Origin of the sequence: Streptomyces sp. NPDC087787, from assembly GCF_044743035.1 — a bacterium.
In the GTDB taxonomy this organism is placed as follows: Bacteria; Actinomycetota; Actinomycetes; order Streptomycetales; family Streptomycetaceae; genus Streptomyces.
In genome coordinates, this window is sequence record NZ_JBIUVQ010000014.1 from 131,912 (window position 1) to 155,685 (window position 23,774).

A 23,774-nucleotide genomic window follows, 5' to 3' on the forward strand; every position below is an offset into this window, starting at 1 on the left:
CCGCGCTCACTTCGCCGGCATCTGCTGCTGTGCCTTGAGCAGCTTGGCCTTCACCGACTCCGTGGTGATCGTGCGTCCGGCCGCCGCGTCGGCGAACAGCTCCTTGACGGCCGTGCCGACGGTCGTCTCGAACTGGGACTCGTCGGCGACCTGCGGCAGCGCGGCGGCGCTCGTGGCGAGGGTCTCCTTCAGGACGGCGTTGTCCGGGGTGTTGAAGGCGGGGTCCTCCTGGGCGGCCTTGACCGGCGGGATGGAGGTGTAGGCCGTGTTGAGGATCTTCTGCTCCTCGTCGCTGGTCATGAACTTCACGAACTTCGTGGCGCCGTCGAGGTTGTGGGTGTTCTTGAAGACGGCGAGGTTGATGCCGGCGACCATCGAGTTGACCTGGGCGTCGGTGCCGGGGGTGCCGGACCGCACGGGGACCGGGGCGATGCCGTAGGCGTCCGCGCTCATGCCCTGGGACTTGAGGTTGGAGGAGGCGGACTGCCACAGCAGCATCGCCGTCTTCCCCTTGGCGAAGTCGCTGACCGACTGGTTCTGCGCGTACTCGGCGTTGCCCTGCGGGATGGCCCTGTCCTTGGCCATCAGGTCGACGTACTGCTTGACCGCGGCGACCGTGCCGTCACTCGTGAAGTCGGGCTTGCCGTCGGCGGTGAAGAAGTCGGCACCGTGCTGCTTGGCGAAGACGAAGACGTGGTGGATGTTCTCCGAGACGTTGGCGCCCTCGGCGCCGAGGACCTGCTTGCCCTTGGCCCGGATCTTCTTGCCGTCGGCGACGAGTTCGTCCCAGGTGGCCGGGGGCTTGGAGATGCCCGCGTCGGCGAAGATCTGCTTGTTGTAGTAGAGCGCGTACGCCATCGAGTACAGCGGTACCGAGGACGGGTCCTTGCCCTCGGCGCCGGTGGAGCCGAGCGCGGAATCGACGAAGCGGTCCTTGCCGCCGATCTTCTCGAAGTTCTTGGCGTCCCAGGGCAGCAGCCCCCCGGTGGCCTGGAGGGAGGCGCTCCAGGTGTTGCCGATGTTGAGGACGTCGGGGCCCTGGCCGGAGGTGGTCGCTGCGAGGATCCGGTTCAGCAGGTCCGACCAGGGCACGACCTCCAGCTTCACCTTGATGCCCGTCTGCTTCTGGAACTTGTCGAGTTCGGGCTGGAGGACCTTCTTGTCGATCTCGATGCTGGCGCCCTGGTTGGAGGCCCAGTACGTGAGCGTCTTCGGCGAGTCGTTGGACCCGCCGCCCGTCGACGAACCGCCTCCGCAGGCCGAGGCGGCAAGGGCGAGAGACATGGTGACGGCGCCTACGGCCGCGGCTCGGATGCTGCGCATGGCTCCTGGTGTCCCTTTCCGGGAGTCGAGAACCGTGAGGAGCCTGGGGACGCCGACACCGCTCTCGCTCCCGTGTCCCGTCGCTCGTTCTCGTGCGATCGGGTCCGGTCGCCCGGTTCGACTTCCGAAGGCGCCTCATGGCTTAATTTAGGACGTGAGTTAAACCTCCGGGCGAGGCGTCGTCAAGGGATCCGGCAAGGGCGAATCGGCGGTCGGCGGCGACAAAGACGACACCTTCGGCCCGACACGGCCGGCGCGCGCCGCCTGACCTGCGACAGGAGGGCGGGGGCGGAACAAGGAAGGAGCAGTACAACGGTTGGGTCTCGGTGTCCGCCGCGGACAGCTCCGCGGTGGGGGGGATCATCTCGACTGCGAGCAGCAGTATTTGACGTGATGTCACTTACGATTTGACCGAACTCCGTCGCACCTCTCGGCGCTTCGTTCACTCACGTGAAGCTTTCGCCGCCAGGAGAGCGCTCTCGCACCAACACCGTTCACCTCTTGAACCAGGAAGGGCCGTGCTCCGCCCGAAGGCCCCGCGCATGGCCGAGCGTCTGGTCGCGGACATCTTCACCGCCTTGGACGAACAGACCATGGTGGTGCCCGGCACCGATGCCGCCGCCGTGATCGCCGCAGCGCTGCCGGAACCGAGTAGTGATCGCACGAGACTGCTCCCGTAGCCTCGTTGACGTCGCAGGTATTCCTGCGTGCGCAGCGGAGGGACGGACCGCAGACGGAACCACATGGGAACGTCCAGCAAGGCAAACCGAAAGCCAGGGTTGCCGGAATCCAGGGCGGACCGTCAGATTCCGGCAACGCGCACGTTCGGCATCTGAGGGAAGGCATATTGACCGGCATGGACGAGCAAGGAAAGGGACGCGCGCCGATCCTCTGGGCAATCGGTGCGCTCCTCACGGCCGTAGGGCTGGGGCTCTTCGCCAACCTCCGCGACAACAGCGCTCGCCTCGGAGCACTGGAGGACGCCGGCAAGGCATTCCTCAAGGCCCTCGCTTCGGGCGAAGGCAAGGATGTTTGCTCCCACATGACCAGGATTGCACAGTCCGAACTCGCCGCGGGCCAGGGCAAGGACAGTTGCCCGCAGGCCGTTGAAACCCTCATCGCCCCCCTGAGCGACGCCGAGCGCAACCGGCTGGCGGTCTCCTACAGGTCCAGATTCTGGGGAAAAGGGGACAGTTTCGGGCACGTCGGTGTCCGCGACAACCCTCTCGACATCACCGAGCTGCTTCTCTCCGAGATCGACGGAAAGTGGCGGGTGGCCGAGATGAAGTAGCCCTTCTCCCATCGACGTCGAACCGCCCGCAAAGGGGCCGCCGGCTTGCTGGCGGCCCCTTTGCCGTGCGTGCCACGAAACCCGAGCCCACCAGCCCCGACCGGATGACGCAACAGATAGGGGCCCCCGGCCGACTCGTTTGCTCGCTCTTGCGTGAGGTTGCGAGTTCACGGTTCAGGCGAGGGCAGGCGCCGGACGGCGACCCTGCCCTCGGGACGGTTCTCGATGTGCTCAGCCCGCGAACCGGGCCATCCACGCCTCGACCTCGTCCGCCGACCGCGGCAGGCCCGCCGACAGATTCTCGTGACCGTCGGCGGTGACGAGCAGGTCGTCCTCGATGCGCACGCCGATGCCGCGCCACTCCTGCGGCACGGTCAGATCGTCCGGCTGGAAGTACAGGCCGGGCTCGACGGTGAGCACCATGCCCGGCTCCAGTACGCCGTCGACGTACTCCTCGGTCCGGGCCCGCGCGCAGTCGTGGACATCCAGGCCGAGCATGTGACCGGTACCGGCCATCGTGAAACGGCGCTGGAGACCCAGCTCGTACGCGCGGTCGGCAGGCCCTTCGATGAAACCCCACTTGACCAGCCGCGCCGCCAGGGAACGCTGGGCCGCCTCATGGAAGTCCCGGTACGCGGCGCCCGGCTTGACGGCCGCCATACCCGCCTCCTGGGCCTCGTACACCGCGTCGTAGACCCTGCGCTGGACGGGGGTGAAGGTGCCGCTGATCGGCAGAGTGCGTGTGACGTCGGCGGTGTACAGGGTGCGCGACTCCACGCCCGCGTCGAGCAGGAGCAGCTCCCCGGGGCGCACCGGTCCGTCGTTGTCGGTCCAGTGCATGATCGTGGCGTGCTCGCCCGCGGCGCAGATCGTGCCATAGCCCACGGCGTTGCCCTCGAGGCGGGCGCGGCGGAAGAAGGTGCCCTCGATCCACCGCTCGGACGACGCGATCGCCCGCGACAGCTCACCTACGACGTCCGTGAACCCGCGCACCGTGGAGTCGACGGCCGAGCGGATCTCCCTGATCTCCCACTCGTCCTTCACTAGGCGCAGATCGCTGAGGGCCTCTTCCAGCTCCTCGTCGCGCTCCGCCTCGGTGGCGACGGCGGCCTCCAGGGACGGGTCGATGCCGCGGACGATGCGGGTCGGTGTGCCGGAGGCGGCTGCCAGGTCGTCGGCCGCCCTGCGGACGTCCCGGCACGGCAGGCCGAGCACGCCCTCCGCCTCGGCGAGGGAGCGGCGCCGGCCCATCCACAGTTCCGCTGTGGCACCGGTCCAGAACTCGTCGTTTTCCCTGCTGTCCCGCGGGAGTTGGTAACAGTAGGCGTCGTGGCCACCGTCCGCACGGGGTTCGAGGACAAGGGCACCGTCCCGGGCCTGGTCGCCGGTCATGTGCACATAGCCCGAGTACGGCCGGAACGGGTAGGTGTCGTCGTTCGAACGGACCTTGAGGTTCCCCGAGGGGATCACGAGCCGTTCACCCGGGAAGCGCGCGGAGAGCGCGGCCCGGCGCGTGGCCGCGTACGGGGCCTGCTCCTCGAGCGTCAGCTCGCGCCTCTCGGTGTCCGCCCACCCCGTCCGCATCGACGCGGACAGTTCCTCCGAGATCCCTGAGTACAAACCGTTCTTACGGCCTTTCGCCACTGCGTCCGCCTTCCTGGGAGTCGAGCGCCGCCACGTGCCGACGGCTCGGCGAGGCTATCCCGCGCCGCCCACGTGTGGCGCCCATCGGTGCCACTGGCACAGATCGGCCATGCCCAGCCGGGCAGGGCCGTCGATAATGCGACTCATGACGAACGCGAGCCTCGGCGAGGCACTACGGCTCCTGGGCATCGGTCAGGCGGCGGCCCAGGCATATCTCACCCTGCTGGAGCTGGCCCCCGCGCCGCGGAGCGAGATCGCCGCCGCGGCCGGACTGGACGGCCCCGGCCTGGCCACGGCGTACGCCGAGCTCGTCGACGCAGGCCTGGCCGGTGCCGCCGACAGGGACGAGGACGTGGTGACGCCGGTGGCACCGGCGGCAGCTCTCGAGGTCCTCGCCCGGCACCGTGCGGCCGAGCTCGAGAAATCCCGCATCGCGGTCGCGGGCGCCTTCGACTCGTTCCGGCGCCGGCAGCTCACGGCCCACGAGGACCCCGTCGTCGAGATCGTCACCGGCGACGCGATCGGCCCCAGGATGCGCCAGGCCTGGGCCGGCGCCCGCCACCAGATCCGGCAGTTCGAGTCACCCCCCTACTTCCCTGTGGCCAGTGCCACCGACGACGCACTGGCCACGCTGGCCCGCGGGGTCACGCAACGCGTCGTGTACTCCCGCGAGTCGCTGGAACGCCCGGGCCACCTCGAGCAAGTCATCGAACCGTGCGTCAACGCCGGTGAGCAGGCCAGAGTTCTGCCGTCCGTCCCCGTCAAACTCCTGATCATCGACGACGCGTACGCCCTGGTGTCCCTGTCGATCAGGGAGGCTGACGTACACAACAGGATGCTGGTCGTACAGCCGTGCGGTCTGCTCTCCGCCCTCATCGCGCTGTTCGAGCAGTCGTGGCAGCTCGCTCTGCCCTTCCACGGCGGCACGGCCCTCCCCGGCGGTCTGCCGCCCGCCGACCGCCGTCTGCTGTGGCTCCTGGCCGGCGGCGCGAGCGACGACGTCATCGCCCGCGAACTGGGAATCAGCCGCCGCACGTTGTTCCGCCGCCTGCAGGTCATGATGGCCCGGCTGGGCGCCGCGAACCGATTCCAGCTGGCGCTGCAGGCCCAGCGCAACGGATGGTTGTGACGGCCGGTCCCGGCCCGAGTCCACACGCACAATCGCACGCGCCTTCCCGCTGACCTGCAAGGTGGCCACCACCGTAAAGCTCAGCGCAGGGCTGTTGGGCCCTGCGCGGAGGGACGCGGAGGGACTGTTCGGCCCTATCGAGACCCCGTACCGCTGCGGCGATCATGGGGCGGCGACCGGGAGGTCCGGGGTCGATTCCTCGACCGGAGTACCTCCAGGTTCGTCGTTACATCGATGCAGAGAGCAGATCGGGAGGCACCGTCCGGTGGACGAGGTGCGCATACAACAGGTGGCGGCAGTGCGGCCGGAGGACAAGGACGAGACGCCGGCTCCCGCAAGCGCGGTCCCAAGGCATGGCCCGAGTCGGCCCTCTTGGGTGGAGTGGCTGACCACCACCGACCACAAGAAGATCGGGACGCTGTACCTCGTCACCGCCTTCGCCTTCTTCGTGCTCGGTGGCGTGATGGCGCTGGCGATGCGGGCCGAACTCGCCCGCCCCGGACTGCAGATCATGTCGAACGAGCAGTTCAACCAGGCGTTCACGATGCACGGCTCGATCATGCTGCTGATGTTCGCGATGCCGCTCTTCACCGGCTTCGCGAACTGGATCATGCCGCTGCAGATCGGGGCGCCCGACGTCGCCTTCCCGCGGCTGAACATGCTCGCCTACTGGCTGTTCCTGTTCGGCTCCCTCATCGCCGCGGCCGGCTTCCTCACCCCCCAGGGCGCGGCCGACTTCGGCTGGTTCCTGTACGCGCCGCTGTCGGACGCGGTCCACTCGCCGGGGATCGGCTCCGACATGTGGATCATGGGCGTGGCACTGTCCGGGTTCGGCAGCATCCTCGGCTCGGTCAACTTCATCACCACGATCATCTGCATGCGCGCGCCGGGCATGACCATGTTCCGCATGCCGATCTTCACCTGGAACGTGCTGCTGACCGCGCTCCTCGTCCTGATGGTCTTCCCGGTCCTCGCGGCGGCGCTGTTCGCCCTGGAGATGGACCGCAAGTTCGGCAGCCACGTCTTCGACTCGGCCAACGGCGGGGCCCTGCTGTGGCAGCACCTGTTCTGGTTCTTCGGCCATCCCGAGGTGTACATCCTGGCGTTGCCGTTCTTCGGCATCGTCAGCGAGGTCATCCCGGTCTTCTCCCGCAAGCCGATGTTCGGCTACATGGGCCTGATCGGCGCGACCATCTCGATCGCGGGCCTGTCGCTGACCGTGTGGGCGCACCACATGTACGTCACGGGTGGCGTGCTGCTGCCGTTCTTCTCGTTCATGACCTTCCTGATCGCGGTCCCGACCGGAGTGAAGTTCTTCAACTGGATCGGCACGATGTGGAACGGCTCCCTGAGCTTCGAGACACCGATGCTGTGGACGGTGGGCTTCCTGGTCACGTTCCTCTTCGGCGGTCTGACCGGAGTGATCCTGGCCTCCCCGCCGCTGGACTTCCATCTGTCCGACTCGTACTTCGTGGTGGCGCACTTCCACTACACGATCTTCGGCACGGTCGTGTACGCGATGTTCGCCGGATTCCACTTCTGGTGGCCGAAGTTCACAGGCAAGATGCTCGACGAACGGCTCGGCAAGATCACGTTCTGGACGCTCACGGTGGGCTTCCACCTCACGTTCCTGGTCCAGCACTGGCTGGGCGTCGAGGGCATGCCGCGCCGGTACGCCGACTACCTGGCGGCCGACGGCTTCACCACGCTCAACACCCTTTCCACGATCGGGTCGTTCCTGCTCGGCCTGTCGATCCTCCCGTTCTTCTACAACGTCTGGAAGACCGCCAAGTACGGCAAGCCGGTCGGCGTCGACGACCCGTGGGGCTACGGCCGCTCCCTGGAGTGGGCCACGTCCTGCCCGCCGCCCCGGCACAACTTCCTCTCCCTGCCTCGCATCCGGACCGAGTCCCCGGCGTTCGACCTGCACCATCCGGAGATCTCGGGGGTCACAGGGGTCACGGGCGTCACGGGGGTCGACGGGACCACGGGGCGGGCCGCGGTGGGAGAGGCGGCGAAGTAGGCCGTGCCGCACGCCGTAGCCGCCCTGGGAGCCGCGGCGCTCACCACCGCGGGCTCTGTCTGGTACGTACCGGCCCTCGCCGACCTGCGGGCCGGCGCGGACCGGCCCGAGTCCCGGCGCATCGCCGCCGCGGCCTGCGTGACCGGCTGGGCCGGCGCGGGCGCCCTCGCGGTACTGCTGCTCATTGCCGAGGCATGGTGGACACCGGTCGCCGCGGCGGTGGCCGGCACCGTCGCCGCCACCGCCCTGCGCCTGCACGCAGCCGCCCGCCGCAGACGCGAGGCCCGCGAAATGGTGCGCCATTGGAGCCACTTGGGCCAAGTCCCGCTCCCGACCGCCCCGTCCCGCTCCCGGAACGTCGTCGCCATCGTCCTCGGCTGCGGCCTGGTCGCGGCGGTGGCCGTGGCGGCCTGGACTTGGCACGCCGCCCCGGACCCGGCCGACGACCCACGCTGGGCGACAGCCGCCGCTTCTGCCGCGGTCATGGGGGTGTTCCTCTCGGCGGCGGGGGTGTACGCCCGCGCGACTCGCCCCGCCATGACAGTCGTTCGGGCACGACGACGGGGCTGACGGCGGCTGACGGGCCCTGGCCGGGGCCCGTCAGCCAGGAGGAGGGACCCAACTCGGCGCCGGTGAAAGTTTTTTACATGGAACACCAGCGATTTGGTAACTATTTTCACCCCGCTCATTGACCAGGCACGGCCGCGCTGGGAACGGTGATCCGATCAAGCCGCTCCCGCCTCTCTCCAAGGAGTCCGCGTGACCGACACCGCGAACCACGACTCGGCCGCACCTCGTCCCACCCGCCGCGTGCTGCTGCGTACCGCAGGACTGATGGCCGGCCTGGCAGCCACGGGGTTGTCCGTCCCCACTGCCGCGGCGGCCGCCGGCGACGGCACCCCGACCGCGTACCGCGACCGCGAGCTGCGTGGCGAGTGGATCGCCACCGTCGCCAACATCGACTGGCCCTCGCGGACCGGACTGAGCCCCGCCGCACAGCAGGCGGAGTTCATCGCGCTGCTCGACCACGCCAGATCGATCGGGCTCAACGCCGTATTCGCGCAGGTCCGACCGGCGGCCGACGCCTTCTGGCCGTCACGCTACGAGCCGTGGTCGCAGTACCTGACCGGTACTCAGGGCCAGGATCCCGGCTACGACCCGCTGGGCTTCATGGTCGAGGCCGCGCACGACCGCGGGTTGGCCCTGCACGCGTGGTTCAACCCGTACCGCGTCTCGCTGCAGTCCGACATCACCAAGCTCGTGCCCGGCCACCCGGCGCGGCTGCACCCGGAATGGATCGTCTCCTACGGCGGGCAGCTGTACTACAACCCCGGCATCCCGGCCGCCCGCGCCTTCGTCGAGAACGCCATCATGGACGCGGTGGAGCGCTACGAGATCGACGGCGTCCACTTCGACGACTACTTCTACCCCTACCCGGTGGGCGGCCTGGACTTCCCGGACGACGACGCCTTCGCCACGTACGGCGCGGACTTCACCGACCGGGCCGCCTGGCGCCGGCACAACGTGGACCTGCTGGTGCGGGAAGTGCGCGACCGGGCGCGCGAGGTCCGGCCCGAGGCGGCGTTCGGCATCAGCCCCTTCGGCATCTGGCGCAACGACTCCAGCGACCCACGGGGCTCGGCCACCAACGGCACCCAGTCCTACGACGCGCTCAACGCCGACAGCCTGGGCTGGGTGCGCAAGGGCTGGGTGGACTACATCGCCCCGCAGCTGTACTGGAACATCGGTCTGGCGGTGGCCGACTACGCCGTCCTCGCTCCGTGGTGGGCACAGGCGGTCCGCGGCACGGACGTGCAACTGTGGATCGGCCAGGCCGTGTACAAGGTCGGCGACCCCGCCCAGCCGGCCGCCTGGCAGGATCCGGCCGAGCTCTCCCGGCACTTGACGACGGACCGGGAGCTGCCGGAGATCAACGGCGAGATCCTGTTCAGCGCCACGGACGTGACCGCCGACCCTATCGGCGCGATCACGCGTCTGACCGCCGACCACTGGCAGCGGCCCGCACTGCCACCGGTCCTGCCGAGGCTCGCGCACGGGCCGGCACCGCTGCCGCCGCTCGCGTCGGCGGCCCGGACACCCGACGGCGGGATCCGGATCGAGGTCCGCTCCCGCGGCAACCACGTCCCCGCGCGGTACGCGCTACGGCAGCACACGGCCGACGACAACGGCCTCGTGGCGGTACTCCCGGGCGCCCGCCACACCGAGTGGACCGTCCCGGCGGCCCCGGAAGGCGCGACGTACACGGTCACGTCGGTGGACCGCGCGAACCGCGAGAGCTCGCCGATCACGGTTCGGCCCCTCCGACGTTGACGCGGGATCATCTACTACCGTCCCGATCCGGCCCTGCAGGGCCGGGCTCGGGCCGCGGGAGGCGCTTGGCCGCCTTGCTAGCCACGGCAATGTTGTTCGGCCGGAGGATTCTCAGGTCCCGTTCGCGGGCGACCCGGCCCGCTTGCACCCCTTCGCCACCATGGACACCGACCGCCGGCAAGGCCTGACCTGCGGCCCGCTGTGCAACGCGGTCGACGTCATCCCCGCGCACAATGAGGATCTGGGGCGGCACCAGTTGACATCCTCGTCTGGCCTCGCTGCCCGCCAGACGGTGAGAGAGCCACTTGGGGATGCGGGGCCACAAGGTCCACTTCTGATTTTCACAACCTCCCCATAGAATCCGTCCGTCTGTTGGGGGCGAGTGCGACAAGGCGAACATGTCGCGCGGAGGGGATCAGTCGGAGAACGCCGGGCTTGCCCGCTTCGCCGTGTCCCGGAACATTCCGTGCTCTCTCTCGTCGGACCTGAGCTGTGAAACGTGAGAGCAGGGACAACCGTGACGACCAATCCGGGTGCATTCGGGGGCGGCAGCGACCTGGAACGTCTCAAGACGATCCTCGCAGGCTGGCGGACGTCACTCGTGGACCTCAGCGGACGCAATCGGCTGCTGAGGGCATCCTGCACTGGCGTGAGGACGGAGCTGCCACCAGCAGCCAGGCACCGCTGATCCTCTTCCCCGTGGAACTCGTACGGACGCCCACTGGGCAGGTGCTCCTCCAGGCGAACGAAGACGAGGATCCACAGCTCAATCCCGCGCTGCCCATCAAGTTGGAGCAGTTCGGCATCGACTGGGCACCCGTCGCGGAGACCGACTGCCGTGACGTGACCGCGGTGATCGAGGCCGTGCGCAAGGCCGTGTCCGGCAAGTCACAGTGGGAGGTGGAAGAACGAGTCGTCATGGCACTTTTCGCCTCCCACAAGGAGTCGATGTACCGGGACCTGCTCGAGAACGAGGACCGGCTCCTGGCAAGCGATCTGGTGCGCGCGGTGGCGGTCGGGCCCGGCGGTGTCCTCGCCTCCGACCACTTCGATTTCGAGGAAGTGCCGGCGGAGCGGATCGACGAAGTGGCGCCTCCGGAGGACGCACCGCTGGTGCTGGACGCGGACACGTCGCAGCGACAGGCCGTCGCGGCCGCTGTGACAGGTCGCTCCTTCGTGCTCGACGGCCCTCCGGGAACGGGCAAGAGCCAGACCATCACCAACATCATCGCCGGGCTCATGTACGCCGGCCGCAGTGTGTTGTTCGTCAGTGAGAAGGCAGCGGCGCTGGACGTCGTGCTGCAGCGCCTGAAGTCGGTCGGACTGGATTCCTACGCCTTCGCCCTGCACAGCCGCAACACCAGTCGTAAGGCCGTGGCGCAGGAACTGGGCCGCGCGCTCTCCGAGCAGCCCCAGGCGACCGGGCTCCCCGACCAGGAGAGGACTCAGGCGCGCCTCGACCGCGAAGCCCTGTCCGCGTACGCCGTCGCGATGAACGAGGTGCGTCAGCCCCTGGGCCGCACCCTGCACGACGTCATCGGCCAGGTGGGCCGTCTCGAAGACGCCCCGGTCGCCTACCTCTCCACTTCCGGTGACGGTTCGTCCCGGCGCTTCGACGCCTCTTCCCTGTCCGCGGCCGACTTGGACGACGTGCTCAAGGCCGCCGACGCCGTCGGTGACGCCTGGCAGGCGGTGGCCGACCCGGGCTTTCCGTGGCGGGGACTGCGCACGGACCGGCCTCACCCCGGCCCCGCGCTGGAAGAGGCGCGCACGGCCCTGAACGGACTCCTGTCCGCCCTCGACGGCTACGGAGCGCTCGCCCCGGAGGGCGCGCAGTTCACGACGTCGGACCAGGTGGACCGTCTCGTCCGGCTGCTCCGTCTGCTGGACGAACGGTTGCCCGTACCCGAGTGGTGGCTCACCGAAGCCGACATGGCGCACGCCGTGACCGATCCGGTCGAGTCCTTCCTCGACGCGCTGCGCCACGTGCGGCGTGCCCAGCAGACCGCGCAGGACCTGGTGGGCGACCGCTGGCAGGAGGTGTCCCCGCGTCTTCGCCCCGAGCCACCGGCAGCGGAGCAGGCTCTGGTCGCCCTCGAGCCGCGGGGTCTGGATCTGACCGGACTGACCGAGCGGCAGGCGGAGGACCTGAGCCGGGACTTCGAGAAGGCGGCCGACCTGCTGGGGAGCGCCACCTCCTCGGCCCGCGAACTCGCCCGGGCCCTGGGCGTCGACGAACCGCGCTCGCCGGCCGAGGCGACGGCCCTGTGCGATCTGGCGGACCTGTCCGGCGTCCCGCACCGCCCGCTGGAGGCGTGGCTCGCCCCGGAGGGCTTCGCCGCCGCCCAGCAGGCGGCCCTCGGTCTCGTGGCGACCGCGGTGAGGGAGTTCGAGGCCCGTCGTGACCGCACGGTCGCGGCACGGGCGACGGCGCGGGAACACGCGGGGCCGGGCTGGGCGGACGTGCCGTCCCACCTGCCCCGGGAGCCGGAGGCGGCGGAGGCCGCGCTCGGCTTCCTGGAGCCGTCCGGTGCCGACCTCGCGGTCCTCGGCCGGGACGAGGCCGACTCGCTCGCCTCCCGCTGGGGCGCCCTCGCCGACATGCTGGAGGGCACCGCCAAGTGCGCGGTGAGCGTGGCGGATCTGCTGGACTGCGAACCTCCGGACACCGCCTCCGCGACGCGGTCCGTGACCGGGCTGGCCGCGCTGGCCGAATCCGTCCACCGGGCTCCGGCCGCCTGGTTCGATCCGGCCGTGCTGCCCCGGGCACGCCGGGCCGTGGACGAACTGCACCGCCTCACGGACGTCCTCGACCGGGCCCGCCGGGAAGCGCAGGACGCGTTCGGTCCCGGCACTCCCAACACCGAGGGTCTGACCGATGCGGTACGCCGTCTCTCGGAGAACGGCCGGCGCTTCGCGGCGGGTCTGTCCTCCCAGGTGCGAGCCGACCGGAAACTCGTCGGCGGAGTAAGCACCGGCGGGTCCTGGAACAGCGGCCTGCAGGCAGAGCTGGGTAAGGCGGCGGCCTGGCAGCAGGCGCACCGGGCCGTGCGTGCCGCGGTGACCGAACACGCGGAACTACTCGCCGCCCATGCCGGTGACGACCTGCCCGACCTCGACGCGCTGGACGGCGCGCTGCGCCAGGCCGAGGACGCCCACCGGCTAGCCCCGGACGTGGTGGCCGACCCGGTTCGTCGCAACCGTCTGGCCGTGCAGCTGGCCCACGGATCCGTGCCCGACCCCGCACTGTCCGAGTGGGGCAAGCGGCTGGAGGACGGCCTGAGCACGTGGAGCTCGGCACTGCGGGAGCCGCGGCTGCGCGGACACAGCACGGATCTGGACCGTCTCGGACCGGCCGCGGCCGCCGCGTGGCTACGCGCCCACGTGCCGGCACTGGAGGACGCCGTACGGCTCATCGACGCGGTTCAGTCCGTCGGCCGCCGGGAGTTCTCCAGGGCAACGGGCCACACCCTCGCCTCGGCGCGCGCGGCGGTCGCCGCGGCGCACGCGGCGCAGCGGGAGGACGCGGCGTTCGCCGCCCGGGAAGCCCACGACCGGGAACTGCTGTGCACCTGGTACGCGGGCCTGGACACCCGTCTCGGCGACCGGCCGGACACCGACGGCGGCACGATGGTGGAGGACGACCTGCTGCGCCGGGCCGTGCGGCTGTCGTCCACCGGCAACGGTTCCGGGACGGAACCGGCCGCTGTCGAGACCGTCGAGCTTCTGGGCGAGTACGCGCCGGACGGCTGTCCCCGCACCGCCGCCCTGGCCGCGGCGCTCGCCGCCGCGGCCGACGCCCACCGGCTGGCCGGACCGGTCCTGGCGGAACCGGTCCGGCGCAGCGGTCCCGTCCGCGCCCTTTGCGCCCAGCGGCCCGCCGTTCCGGGGCTGCTGGAGACGGCCGCCCGCCTGCGGGCGGAGTGCGCCGGCTGGGAGACCTTCACGCACTCCCCCGACCTGGCCCCTGCCGCCCCCGGTCTGCGGACCCGTTCCCTCCCCGAGGGCATGGCCTGGCTGCGCGCTCACCTCGATCCCCTCGACGAGGCCGCTTCCCTGATCCACTCGGTGGCCCGTGCCACGGGCTCCCCGGACGGGAGCGCCGACTGGCTGTCCCTGGGCGGCGCCCGCTCCTCCGTGGCGGCCGTGGTGGCGGCCCGCGCGGCCGAGGAGGATCTTCTGAGCTCCGAGGCGGACCACCGCCGCCTGCTCGGTGACCTGTACGAGGGGGTGCGCACCTCCCGGGAGACCGTCCACAGCGCCCTGGACTGGGCCCTCGGCGTCCGGCGCACCGCTTCCGTCACCGGCTCGGCCGCTCCTCTGGGGCCCGAGGCTGCACGCCTGCTGCTGCACGCGGTGCCCGACTCGTCGGTGGAGCGCCGCAACCGCGACTGGCTGGAGCGGGCGGAGGTTCTCCTCGGCCACTTCGCACCGGCCCGGGCGGCGGAGATCCGTGTCGAGTTGGAGGCCGGCTTCCCGTCCGCACGAACGCTCCTCGACCGCATGTCCGACGATCCCTACGGCCCGGATGCCTGGCTCCGCTCCGCCGAGGCCCACGAGGTGCTGAGCCGTTACGGACTGGAGGACCTGCCTGCGCAGCTCGCGGACCGCGAGGTGCCGGCGTCCCTGTTCCCCGTGGCCGTGGAGCGCACCGTGCTGCGTGCCTGGGTGGAGCACCAGCTGGCGTCCGACAGCCGTCTCGCGGTCGTACGGGCCACCGACCGCGACCAGCTGGTGCAGCGCTACCGCCGGCTGGACCGCGGGCTGGTGCAGGCCGCCCACGCAACGGTGATCGAGGCCTGCAACGCACGACGTCCGCGCCGGGCGACGACGGGCCAGGCCGCGATCCTGAGCCGTCAGGCGAAGCTGCAGCGGCGGCACATGCCGGTGCGACGGCTCCTGGACGAGACCCGGGACGTCGTGCAACGGCTCAAGCCGTGCTTCATGATGAGCCCGCTGACGGTCAGCCAGTACCTGCCGCCGGACTTCCGCTTCGACGTGGTGATCTTCGACGAAGCGTCCCAGGTCCTTCCGCAGGACGCCGTGAACGCCGTCTACCGCGGTGACGCCCTGATCGTGGCGGGCGACCCGCGGCAGCTCCCGCCCACGTCGTTCTTCAGCGCCGGCGGCGACTCGGACGATGACGACGAGTGGGACGAGGAAGCACCCGACTCCTTCGAGTCCATTCTGGACGCCTGCAAGGCCAGCGGCGTGCTGCGCGAGCTGTCGCTGCGCTGGCACTACCGCAGCCGCCACGAGAACCTGATCGCCTTCAGCAACCACGAGTTCTACGACGACTCCATGGTCGTGTTCCCCGGTGCGGTCACCGACGGCCACGACGTGGGCGTCGCGTTCTACAAGGCCGACGGCGTGTACGACCGCAGCAACAAGCGCGACAACGTCCGCGAGGCCGAGCTGGTGGCCGAGCGGGTCATCCACCACTTCTCGACCCGGCCGCACCTGACTCTGGGCGTCGTCACGCTCTCCAAGGCGCAGGCGGACGCCGTCGAGGACGCCGTCGCCGAGGCCCTCAAATCCCGGCCTGACCTCGACGGGTACTTCACAGAGGACCGTCTGGGCGGCTTCTTCGTGAAGAACCTGGAGACGGTGCAGGGCGACGAGCGCGACGTGATCATCCTGTCGGTCGGGTACGGCCCCGACGCGCAGGGCAAGCTGCGTTCTTCCTTCGGCCCGATCAACCGTGAGGGCGGCTGGCGGCGGCTGAACGTGGCCGTGACCCGGGCGCGGCACCGGGTGGAGGTCGTGGCGTCCTTCCACGGCGCCGACCTGCCGGACAGCGCGAACAAGAGCGTCCAGCACCTCAAGCGCTACCTGCAGTACGCGGAGCAGGGTCCCGCGATCCTGGCCACGGCCGCGCCCGACGCGGACGCCGCGCCGGAGAGCCCGTTCGAGGAGGACGTGCTCGACACCCTGCGCGGCTGGGGCTACGACGTGCAGCCCCAGGTGGGTGTGGCGGGCTTCCGGATCGACATGGCGGTCCGGCACCCCGGGGCCCCCCGGCTCCTACGCGCTCGGCATCGAGTGCGACGGCGCGATGTACCACTCCTCCCGCGCGGCCCGCGACCGCGACCGGCTGCGGGAGGAGATCCTGCGCGGCCTGGGGTGGAACCTGCACCGGATCTGGGGAACGGACTGGTACCGCAACCGCAAGGACGCACAGCGGCGATTGCGCGAGGCCGTCGAGACGGCCTGCGCGGCCGACCCGTACGCGCCTGCGCCGGAACCCGCTCCGGTCCCCGTGCTCCAGAAGGCGCCGACGGAGATAGCCATCGTTCCGGTCACCGAATCCGACCGCTCCGAGTGGAGCCGACCGTACCGCGCACAGGGCTGGAAGGAGTTGTACGACCTGAAGGACACCTTGTGCGCGGCCGCCGGGCTCCAGGACGTCGATCTCCGCGACCCCGACGCCCGGACGGTGGTGGCCGAAGTGGCGCACCACATCATCACGACGGAGGGTCCCATCGAGGAGGACGTGCTGATCAGCCGGGTCCGCAGCGCGTGGTTGCTCGACCGCTCGGGTCAGGTCGTGCAGAACAGTGTCCGTGATGCTCTGGTACGACTGCGCCGGATGAAGAAGGCGGTTCGGTCCAATACCGTCTGGGACGTGCCCGGGCGGGACGTGACGATGGCCCGGACACCGAGCCCGGACTTCGACCGCAAGAAGGTCTCCCAGGTGCCGCCGGTGGAGCGCCAGGTCGCCCTGCTGGGCATCCTGTCGGAGTCACCCGGCATGCGCCGCGAGGAACTGGCCCGGGAGACGGCCCGGTTCTTCGGATGGCTGCGCCTGGGCCCGGACATCAGGGCCGCGTTCGACCAGGACATCGAGGAGCTGCTCGCCAGGAACGCGGTCGAGGAAGGGCCGTCGGGGCTGGTGCCTTTGGAGGGGCCTGCCGAAACTCACTGACGGGCAGCCGACCGTCGTTCCTGTCCTTCTTCGTCGGAGCTGACGGAAAGGGACAGGAATGGCGGCTCCTCTGCGCGGCTTTCATACGCCGCGCACATGAGCTCCGCGTTGACGGCATCGACTCGCGCGTACAGAGGTCCTCCGATGACGATGCCGTCTCCCCTTCCCCGACGCCACGGATCCACGTCGATCACGGTGACGAGCGCGTTGCCCAGTCCGACCACCACCCACCAGAATCGTTCGTCCGCCCGTACCCGCCAGGTCGACTTCACCCACTTCCCGGTGTCCGTGCGCACCTCGGCCGACACCAGCTCCCAGCTTCCCGGGTCGAAGCGGGTCAGCTTCTCCAGGGGCGCGTCTCGCTGCTCCAGCCGTTCGGTCACGTGTGTGCCGTGGGCTTTCAGCCGCACCGGTTCGCTCAGGATGTGCCGGACCCGCGTGAAGAGGGATTCGGGGCCTGACTCGACGTGGAAGCGGTCTGTCTCGAAGCGGGGTGGCACGGTGAGCTCCTTACGGAAGGCCGGAGGTTGTCGGTGGATACGTGATCAGCGATGACGCCAGAGCTGGTGGAGCCGGAAGACGTCCATGCGCCAGTGCATCTCGAGGGACGCGTCCGGTACCCGCTCCCTGCCCAGGCTGTGGCGGATGTGCCGGTAGAGGCCGTGCGGTGACAGATCGGCACCGGCGACCAGCGCGGACAGCAACGGCTCGTCCGCGGGTGTGTCGCCGTCGACCATCACGAGGATCTCTCCCTGATCGTCCGGGTGGAGGTAGGGCATCTCCCCGCCCAGTCGACGGCGCAGGTCTCCCCAGGTGACCGTGGTTCCGGCACGTGCCACGTCCTGGAGGACGGCACGTACCCGGTCGGCGAGAGGACGAAGGGCGTCCATGGGCAGCCGGGCAGTCGCCCGCTTTCCACCCCCGGCGGAAGCGACCGGGCTGTCGACCGGGAAGTCGGCAGTACCTCTCTCCTCCGCCCGCAGTCGGCGTCGGAGGTTTTCACGCCAGCGCCCCAGTGCTTTCCTCTCCGCCTCCGGCAAGGGGGCGGAGAGGCGGTGACGCAGCCGGTCGGCCTCCGCGAGGGCGGACGCGAGTTCGGGCGTGGCAACTATGCCCCTGCGCGTTCCGAGGTCGTGGAGGATGGTCCGGACGGCCCGCAGCGAGGGATCCACCGAAGGCTTCGGTTCCTGGTCGCGCACCCACTGTTTGAAGTCCCGCATCAGGCCGGTGACCGCCTCACGGTCCTGAGGCGAGAGGCGCAGGGCGTAGACGGGTCCCATGTCCCTCCGGACCTGCTTCGCTCGCGCGAGGTCACCGGCCTCACGGGCGGCACGGAACTCTTCGGCCATCCGGTCGAAGACCTCGCGCGCCGCGGTGTCGGATGCCTCCGTCGGTTCGGCCCCCTTCTGGCTCTCCTGCTCATGAACGGGCGGAGCCCCCCTGTGTCTGCGGAAGACAGTGCGCCAGTGGTGCAATCGCTCCTTGGCCGTACCCGGCAGGAAGGGCTCCCCGATCCGTGACACCAGACGGTCCGCCTCATCCAGAACCCGGTAGAGGTCCAGGAACGAGAGTTCGTCACCCTCCTCGTCGAGATGCCGGAGGAGGGCCAGGAGACGTGCTTGCGGCCTCTCTCCTGCTCGTGCCTCCGGCAGCCCCGAGGACTCGGGCCTGCCCTCCGGTGCCGCATGCTGTGCGGGAAGGGCTCGGTGTGCCCAGTGAAGACGTTGCCGGTGCCCCCTCCAGATATCGGCCGCCCGTACCGCGTCGGTCCAGTGGGGCCAGCCGAGAGCCAGGAGCACCTCGCGGAAAAAAGGGGGCGGGACATCGTTCGGTTGTGCCTGCCTGGAGAAGGTGATCAGGCTGGACAGCAGCGGCTTGCGTGCCTTGGCGTGGGGCGCGTCGACGGCGGTGAGGAGGTGCACCTGACGCACCAGGCTGACGTCCTGGGGACGCGTCCCGGTCTGCTTGAGCAGCTCGTGCCAGGTGATGGTGGCGCCTTCGCGAGCGGTCTGCAGCAGGACACGGCCCAGTTCGGCGATGAGACGGTCGTCCGGGGAAGCGGCAGCGCCCACGGGTGCGGCATCGGTTGCTGCCGGTGGCTCGTCCACAGCCGGCTCCGGTGTCGGTGCGGGGTTCCGCTGTGAGGCAGCACTGGCCTCACCGACCGGTGAACCGCCCTGCGTGGCCACGGCACCGAGTGGCTTGAGCAGCTCCCACTCCGCCGCCTTCTTGGCGGGGATGCGGACGAACCCCTCAGCCCGCAGGGTCCACCGCGATGCGGGACCGGTGCCCTGCGGGCCGCTGAGCACTGCCGCCCGCTCGGTCAGTGCGTACACGTGGTGGGGTTCCGGGGCCACGGCCGAGGCCGGCAGGGATATCCGGGCGCGGAACAAGACTGATCCGATGGGCTGTGCGTCCGCGTCGTAGACGCGGCGGCCGTTCCCCTCGGACGACGGCGTGGCACCGGTGAAGGCGACACTCCCTGGCATGAGGGGAAGAGTCGGGCCATCGACGGCCCCGGTCGGGGCGGATGCCGTACCGGCCGGGGCCGGTTTCCGTTCACCGGTGGCGGAGTGAGCGGGACCCTGCGGCGTCGCCGCTTCCTTGGGCTGCACCCCGTGCGGGGTTTCCCGCAGCCACGGAGTGACGATCCCGGCGTGGACGAGGCGGCACTGGTCGAGAGTCGTCCATTCGACCTGGTGGCCGGGAAGGTGCGTTCCGATGTGCACGACGCGGGTGCCGTTCGCGGTCTCGCACCGGAAGCGCAGGGCGTGCCCGGTGGCATCGAGTTCGAGCGGGGCGAGCTGGCTGTCCGGCCCGTACATGCGGACGGTGGGCGGTTTGTCGACCGAAGCGGCGAACCTTTCCCCGTCCGCCTGCCACTCCTTGAACGAGCGCCGGGCCATCTGCACGTGGATCAGTCGGCGCTTCTTCTTCGATCCGAAGCGGATCTCGATCGCGTCGCTGCGGGCGTTCTCCTGCTTGACGTACTGCACGTTGACATTCGGTTGCCCCTGTTTGCGGAGCCACCGGCTGAGGGCCTCGCCGATGTAGAGGTGGTCGGCGCTGCTCTCGCCCCGCGCGGTGCGGTTGCAGCGGACGGGCGGGCGGTGGGCGAAGTGTGACTTCTTGTCGTCGCAGGCGCGCAGGGTCAGCAGTTTGCCGCACCCTCCGAGGAGGACGCCGCAACTGAAGGCGTTGGACCCGTAGTTCTCACGGAGCCGGTTCGCGGCTTGTTTCTCATAGGGGAGGAACACGGGGATATCGCCGTCAGGGCCGCCTCGTACGGCGGTCTGGACCTTGCGGGTGTCCTCTTCGTCGAATCCCAAGATGGCCGGGGTCATCGAAGGCCGTCTCCTTGCTGCGCAAAGCCTCTCACCTACGGCAACACCGCCTCGAGGCCACTCGTGGCGAAGTGTCGCATCCGCCCGTGGATCATGTCGATGGCCCGTGATCGGGTGGCACGTCCGTGCAGGGCGGCGTGCACGGCGGGTATGACCTCACCCGCTCGTTCACCCCTGACCGCCCGGCTCATCCGCCGTGCTGGAAACGCACGGGTTCCCCGAGCACCGCACGGGCGCTCTCGAAGTCGGCCAGGCGTGCCGCGACCGTGGCGACGGCAAGGCGTTCCGGGAGCGCGGCGGAGAACTTCAGGCCGCGTACCGCCCGGGGGTCCACGTCGGGCAGGACCAGGCTCTCGCCGACGCTCTCGCGGGCCGCGCGCCAGGCGGCCGGGGTGAGGTCCTCGCGCAGGCGCAGCCAGCAGTCGGTGGGACGCTGCAGAGGGTCGGCGACCGACGGGAGGGTGGCGGCGAGGGTGGCGTTGGCGCGGTAACCGGCCCAGGTCCACCATCGGACGTCGCTGCCGACGCGCGTGATCAGGGTGCCGCCCGGGTGCACGGTGTCGGGGGCGTCGGTCTCGCGCTGCTCGTCCAGGCACGCCTCGGCACGGCGGGTGAGGGAGACTGGCGGGTCCGTGCCCAGCAGCACCTCGCGCATGGCACGGGTGAGGGCGTACGAGAGGCCCGCGATGCCACCGTTCATCCACTTGGCGACGCCGCCGCTGTCGGCAGGTTCGACGAAGACGCGTTTACGCGTCCAGTCGATGTAGGTGACCTGCCAGCTGCGTCCGCCGAGCAGCAGGCGCCGTGGGCCTGGGCGTTCCTCGGTGAGCACGCTCGGGTCGGTGCGGCCGATCTCGGTGCGCCCGGACAGCACGGTGAACTGCGGCGGCGCGGTGAAGGACGCGGTGAGTTCGATGAAGTGCCGCTTGCCGAAACGGCGTTCCGCCTCGGGACCCACGAACAGCAGGCCGCCGTCACCGTCGAGGAAGCCCTCCTCGGTGAGGTGGCGCAGGATCGGGGCGGCGGACCGGTCGAAGGGGGCGAGGCCGTTCCACTGCCGGTCCCACAACTGGTCGTCCAGCTTGTGCTGTTGCAGGGTGACGGCGAGGAGCTGCTGGGCCACGAGGTGGCGCGGCTCGGGTGGCGGGAGGACCGGTTCGACCCAGCCCCGCGACCACAGCAGCAGCAACCCGGCCGCCTGCAGCAGTGTGTCCTTGCGGGTGGTGAGGAACAGACAGTTGCGTACGGTGCCTGGGCGCCGGCCGGTGCGGCCGATGCGCTGCAGGAAGGAGGCGACGGAGGCCGGTGAGTCGATCTGGATGACGCGGTCCAGGTCTCCGACGTCGATGCCGAGTTCGAGGGTGGAGGTGGAGACGATGACGCAGTCGCGCGCCTCGGCGAAGGCCTGCTCGGAGCGGGTGCGTTCGTCCACGGAGAGGGAGGCGTGGGACAGGAAGACGGTCACCTCACGGGCCCGCAGGGCTGCGCCCAGTTCCTCGACCTGGCGACGCGAGTCGCAGAAGACGAGGCGCTTCTCTCCCCGGTGCAGGGCGGCGATGAGTTTGGCGGCGTTGTCGAGGGAGCCCACGTAGTCGAGTTCCACCTCGCCGACGGGCCTGGGCGGCGGGTCCGCAGCGGCCGGTTCTCCGTGTGCGGCCGCACCGGTGGCGGGCAGGTGGACGCCCGGCGCTACGACCTGCCCGGAACGGCTCCCGGCACTGGCCCCTTGCAGCCAGTGCAGCAACTGCCCGGGGTTGCCGACGGTCGCCGAGAGTCCGATCCGCTGGATGGGCCGGCCGGTGACCCGCTCCAGCCGTTCGAGCACGGCGAGCAGGTGCCAGCCCCGGTCGTCGCCCGCGAAGGCGTGCACCTCGTCGACGACGACGGCCTGTACGCCGCCGAGCAGCCGTGCGTGATCGGTCTTGACGCCGATCAGCATCGCCTCGAGCGACTCGGGTGTGGTCAGCAGGACGTCCGGTGCCTCGGTGCGGATGCGCTGCCGCTGCGACTCCTTGGTGTCGCCGTGCCAGAGAGCGGCGCGCCGTCCCAGCCACTGGGCGTAGGTGTCGACGCGGCCGACCAGGTTGTTGAGGAGCGCCTTGAGGGGGCACAGGTAGAGCACCGAGGTGCCGGTCCACCGCTGTTCGGCCATCGCCGACAGCAGCGGGAAGCAGGCCGCCTCGGTCTTGCCGCCGGCCGTCGGGGCCAGCAGGACGGCGTCCTCGCCGTCCATGAGGGGGGTAATCGCTGCCCGTTGGAGGGGACGCAGGTCGGGCCAGCCGAGGGTGTTGACGATGTGGTGCAGGACGACGGGGTCGAGCCGGTCGAGTACGTCGGCCTCTCCCCCGGCCGGTCCCGTCCCGGCCGGGCTGTCGGCGTCCGCCATCACAGCTCCAGGTCGATGTCGTCGGCGGACGCGGAACCGCCGGTGGCCTTGGCGGCCAGGTTCCGCTCCACGTCGGTGAGTTCGTTGCTCGCGACGGTCAGCTTGTAATGCTGTCGGGGATCGAAGTCGTCGAACTGGTCCACGCGGTCGAGGACGTCTCCGACGAGCTTCTTCAGGAACAGCCGGGGCGCCACCCCGACCTTCCCGCCCAGAGCTCCGCCGACGGCCCGCGCGAGGTCCGCCACGTAGGTGTCGTCGACGACCGTCCGTACGCGCTCGGGCGATGTAGCGGCGTCCGCGTACAGGTCCCGGATGGTGACGCCGAGGCCGACCAGGGATTCCTGAGTGAAGCCGGGCAGCCGGATCTGCACCGCCCGGGGGTTGTCGAAGCGCGGGTCGGTGGTGAAGTCGGTGGCGAGCCGCTGGGCGAGTGGGGCCAGGCGCTGGACGCCCTGCTGGCCGTCGTAGAAGGCCGGCGTGCCGGTGATGACGAGGTACAGGCCGGGGAAGCGGCCGGAGTGCACCTCGTCGATGAGCTGCCGCAGCGCGTTGAGCGCCTTGTCGCGGGCGTCGGAGCGGACCCGCTGGAGCGTCTCCACCTCGTCGAGGACGACGAAGAGCCCGGTGTGCCCGGAGTCCCGCAGCACAGTGAGCAGGCCCTGCAGGAAGCCGAGCGCCCCGAAGTGGTCGAGGTCGCCGCGCACTCCGGCGGACCGGCGGGCGGAGGCCGCGACGTGCGGCTGGCCGCCGAGCCACGCCAGTACGGCCGCGGCGGTCGCCTCGTCACCGTCGGCGAGGGCGGTTCGGTAGCCGCGCAGGGCGGTGGCGAAGGACGGAGCGTGCCGGGAGACCTCGGCGAGCCGCGCGACGAGCAGCTTCTCCACCTCGGCGGGCAGTTCCTCCTCGGTCGCGCCGGCCGCGAGGGCGTCCTCCTCCAGGGCGTAGAACCAGGCGTCGACCACCGGGCGCAGGGCGCTGGGCGGGAAGCTGGAGGTGGTGAGGCGCTCGGTGAGCCGTCGGTAGACCGTCTCCAGCTTGTGCAGCGGCGTCTCGTTCTCGGAGATCTGGATCTCGGCCACGGCGAAGTTCCGCCGCTTGGCCCGCTCTCCCAGCCAGCGGGTGAAGAAGGTCTTACCGGAGCCGTACTCACCGCGCACGGCCTTGAACACGGACCCGCCGGAGGCGACGGCGTCCAGTTCCGCGTCGAGGGCCGCCTCGAACCGGTCGAGCCCGGTGGCGAGCAGGTCGAGCCCGCTCTCGGGTACGGCCCCGCGGCGCAGAGCGTCGATGACGGTACGGCGGCGGGCGGCGCTGATCTGGGCGGGGCGCTTGGATCCGGTGGTGCTCACGGGGACCAGTGTTCCATCTTCAGAAGGGC

12 protein-coding genes and 3 pseudogenes are annotated in these 23,774 nt (G+C 70.4%); 9 read left to right on the plus strand and 6 right to left on the minus strand.

Features of this window, described 5'->3' with window-relative positions; genetic code table 11:
• Window positions 1–6: 6 nt before the first annotated feature.
• Window positions 7–1,323 (minus strand): ABC transporter substrate-binding protein, encoded by a 1,317-nt coding sequence (locus ACIOWN_RS22730; protein ID WP_401983199.1) that lies wholly within the window; start codon window positions 1,321–1,323, stop codon window positions 7–9.
• Between the two features lie 518 nt (window positions 1,324–1,841).
• Between ACIOWN_RS22730 and ACIOWN_RS22735 the strand changes: the two genes are divergently transcribed.
• Together ACIOWN_RS22735 and ACIOWN_RS22740 are read left to right on the plus strand one after the other, a co-directional pair.
• The gene (locus ACIOWN_RS22735; RefSeq protein ID WP_362351527.1) at window positions 1,842–2,003 is read left to right on the plus strand and encodes a hypothetical protein; all 162 of its coding nucleotides are present in this window, start codon (window positions 1,842–1,844) and stop codon (window positions 2,001–2,003) included.
• 176 nt (window positions 2,004–2,179) lie between these two features.
• Window positions 2,180–2,614 carry a hypothetical protein gene (locus ACIOWN_RS22740; protein WP_401983200.1) on the plus strand — a complete coding sequence of 145 codons (435 nt, stop codon included), beginning with the start codon at window positions 2,180–2,182 and terminating at the stop codon, window positions 2,612–2,614.
• 231 nt (window positions 2,615–2,845) lie between these two features.
• On the opposite strand, the gene ACIOWN_RS22745 is transcribed toward ACIOWN_RS22740, so the two are convergent.
• Window positions 2,846–4,258 carry an aminopeptidase P family protein gene (locus tag ACIOWN_RS22745; protein ID WP_401983201.1) on the minus strand — a complete coding sequence of 471 codons (1,413 nt, stop codon included), beginning with the start codon at window positions 4,256–4,258 and terminating at the stop codon, window positions 2,846–2,848.
• A gap of 145 nt (window positions 4,259–4,403) precedes the next feature.
• Here ACIOWN_RS22745 and ACIOWN_RS22750 point away from each other — a divergent pair, with 145 nt between their 5' ends.
• From ACIOWN_RS22750 to ACIOWN_RS22780, 7 genes and pseudogenes are all read left to right on the plus strand, one after another.
• On the plus strand, window positions 4,404–5,387 hold the full coding sequence (locus ACIOWN_RS22750; protein ID WP_401983202.1) for a LuxR family transcriptional regulator: 984 nt from the start codon (window positions 4,404–4,406) through the stop codon (window positions 5,385–5,387).
• 376 nt (window positions 5,388–5,763) lie between these two features.
• Window positions 5,764–7,410 (plus strand): cytochrome c oxidase subunit I, encoded by a 1,647-nt coding sequence (gene ctaD / locus ACIOWN_RS22755; RefSeq protein ID WP_401983203.1) that lies wholly within the window; start codon window positions 5,764–5,766, stop codon window positions 7,408–7,410.
• A gap of 3 nt (window positions 7,411–7,413) precedes the next feature.
• The gene (locus ACIOWN_RS22760; RefSeq protein WP_401983204.1) at window positions 7,414–7,980 is read left to right on the plus strand and encodes a hypothetical protein; all 567 of its coding nucleotides are present in this window, start codon (window positions 7,414–7,416) and stop codon (window positions 7,978–7,980) included.
• Between the two features lie 264 nt (window positions 7,981–8,244).
• Window positions 8,245–9,444 (plus strand): annotated as a pseudogene (locus ACIOWN_RS22765) (glycoside hydrolase family 10 protein); the annotation flags it as partial.
• Window positions 9,445–10,233: 789 nt separating this feature from the next.
• Window positions 10,234–15,453 (plus strand): annotated as a pseudogene (locus tag ACIOWN_RS22770) (AAA domain-containing protein); the annotation flags it as partial.
• Window positions 15,454–15,796: 343 nt separating this feature from the next.
• Window positions 15,797–16,234: pseudogene (locus ACIOWN_RS22775) on the plus strand (hypothetical protein); the annotation flags it as partial.
• Between the two features lie 132 nt (window positions 16,235–16,366).
• Window positions 16,367–16,666: a hypothetical protein gene (locus ACIOWN_RS22780; protein WP_401983264.1), complete on the plus strand. Its 300-nt coding sequence runs from the start codon at window positions 16,367–16,369 to the stop codon at window positions 16,664–16,666.
• Here the strand turns inward: ACIOWN_RS22780 and ACIOWN_RS22785 are convergent.
• From ACIOWN_RS22785 to brxD, 4 genes are all read right to left on the minus strand, one after another.
• Entirely contained in the window at window positions 16,660–17,166 is a 507-nt protein-coding gene (locus tag ACIOWN_RS22785) for a hypothetical protein (RefSeq protein WP_401983205.1), read from the minus strand. The genes ACIOWN_RS22780 and ACIOWN_RS22785 overlap by 7 nt on opposite strands.
• Window positions 17,167–17,211: 45 nt before the next feature.
• Window positions 17,212–20,010, minus strand: a complete 2,799-nt coding sequence (locus tag ACIOWN_RS22790; RefSeq protein WP_401983206.1) for a competence protein CoiA family protein — start codon at window positions 20,008–20,010, stop codon at window positions 17,212–17,214.
• Between the two features lie 187 nt (window positions 20,011–20,197).
• The gene (locus ACIOWN_RS22795) at window positions 20,198–22,396 is read right to left on the minus strand and encodes a DEAD/DEAH box helicase (protein ID WP_401983207.1); all 2,199 of its coding nucleotides are present in this window, start codon (window positions 22,394–22,396) and stop codon (window positions 20,198–20,200) included.
• On the minus strand, window positions 22,396–23,745 hold the full coding sequence (gene brxD, locus ACIOWN_RS22800) for a BREX system ATP-binding protein BrxD (protein ID WP_401983208.1): 1,350 nt from the start codon (window positions 23,743–23,745) through the stop codon (window positions 22,396–22,398). The genes ACIOWN_RS22795 and brxD overlap by 1 nt, the downstream gene beginning before the upstream one ends.
• Window positions 23,746–23,774: the final 29 nt, after the last annotated feature.

What these genes read in the sequence shown, in the direction of transcription:
- ACIOWN_RS22730 (WP_401983199.1), bottom strand. Translation starts at nt 1,323, where the DNA reads ATGCGCAGCATCCGAGCCGCGGCCGTAGGCGCCGTCACCATGTCTCTC.
- ACIOWN_RS22740 (WP_401983200.1), top strand. Translation starts at nt 2,180, where the DNA reads ATGGACGAGCAAGGAAAGGGACGCGCGCCGATCCTCTGGGCAATCGGT.
- ACIOWN_RS22750 (WP_401983202.1), top strand. Translation starts at nt 4,404, where the DNA reads ATGACGAACGCGAGCCTCGGCGAGGCACTACGGCTCCTGGGCATCGGT.
- ACIOWN_RS22790 (WP_401983206.1), bottom strand. Translation starts at nt 20,010, where the DNA reads ATGACCCCGGCCATCTTGGGATTCGACGAAGAGGACACCCGCAAGGTC.
- ACIOWN_RS22795 (WP_401983207.1), bottom strand. Translation starts at nt 22,396, where the DNA reads ATGGCGGACGCCGACAGCCCGGCCGGGACGGGACCGGCCGGGGGAGAG.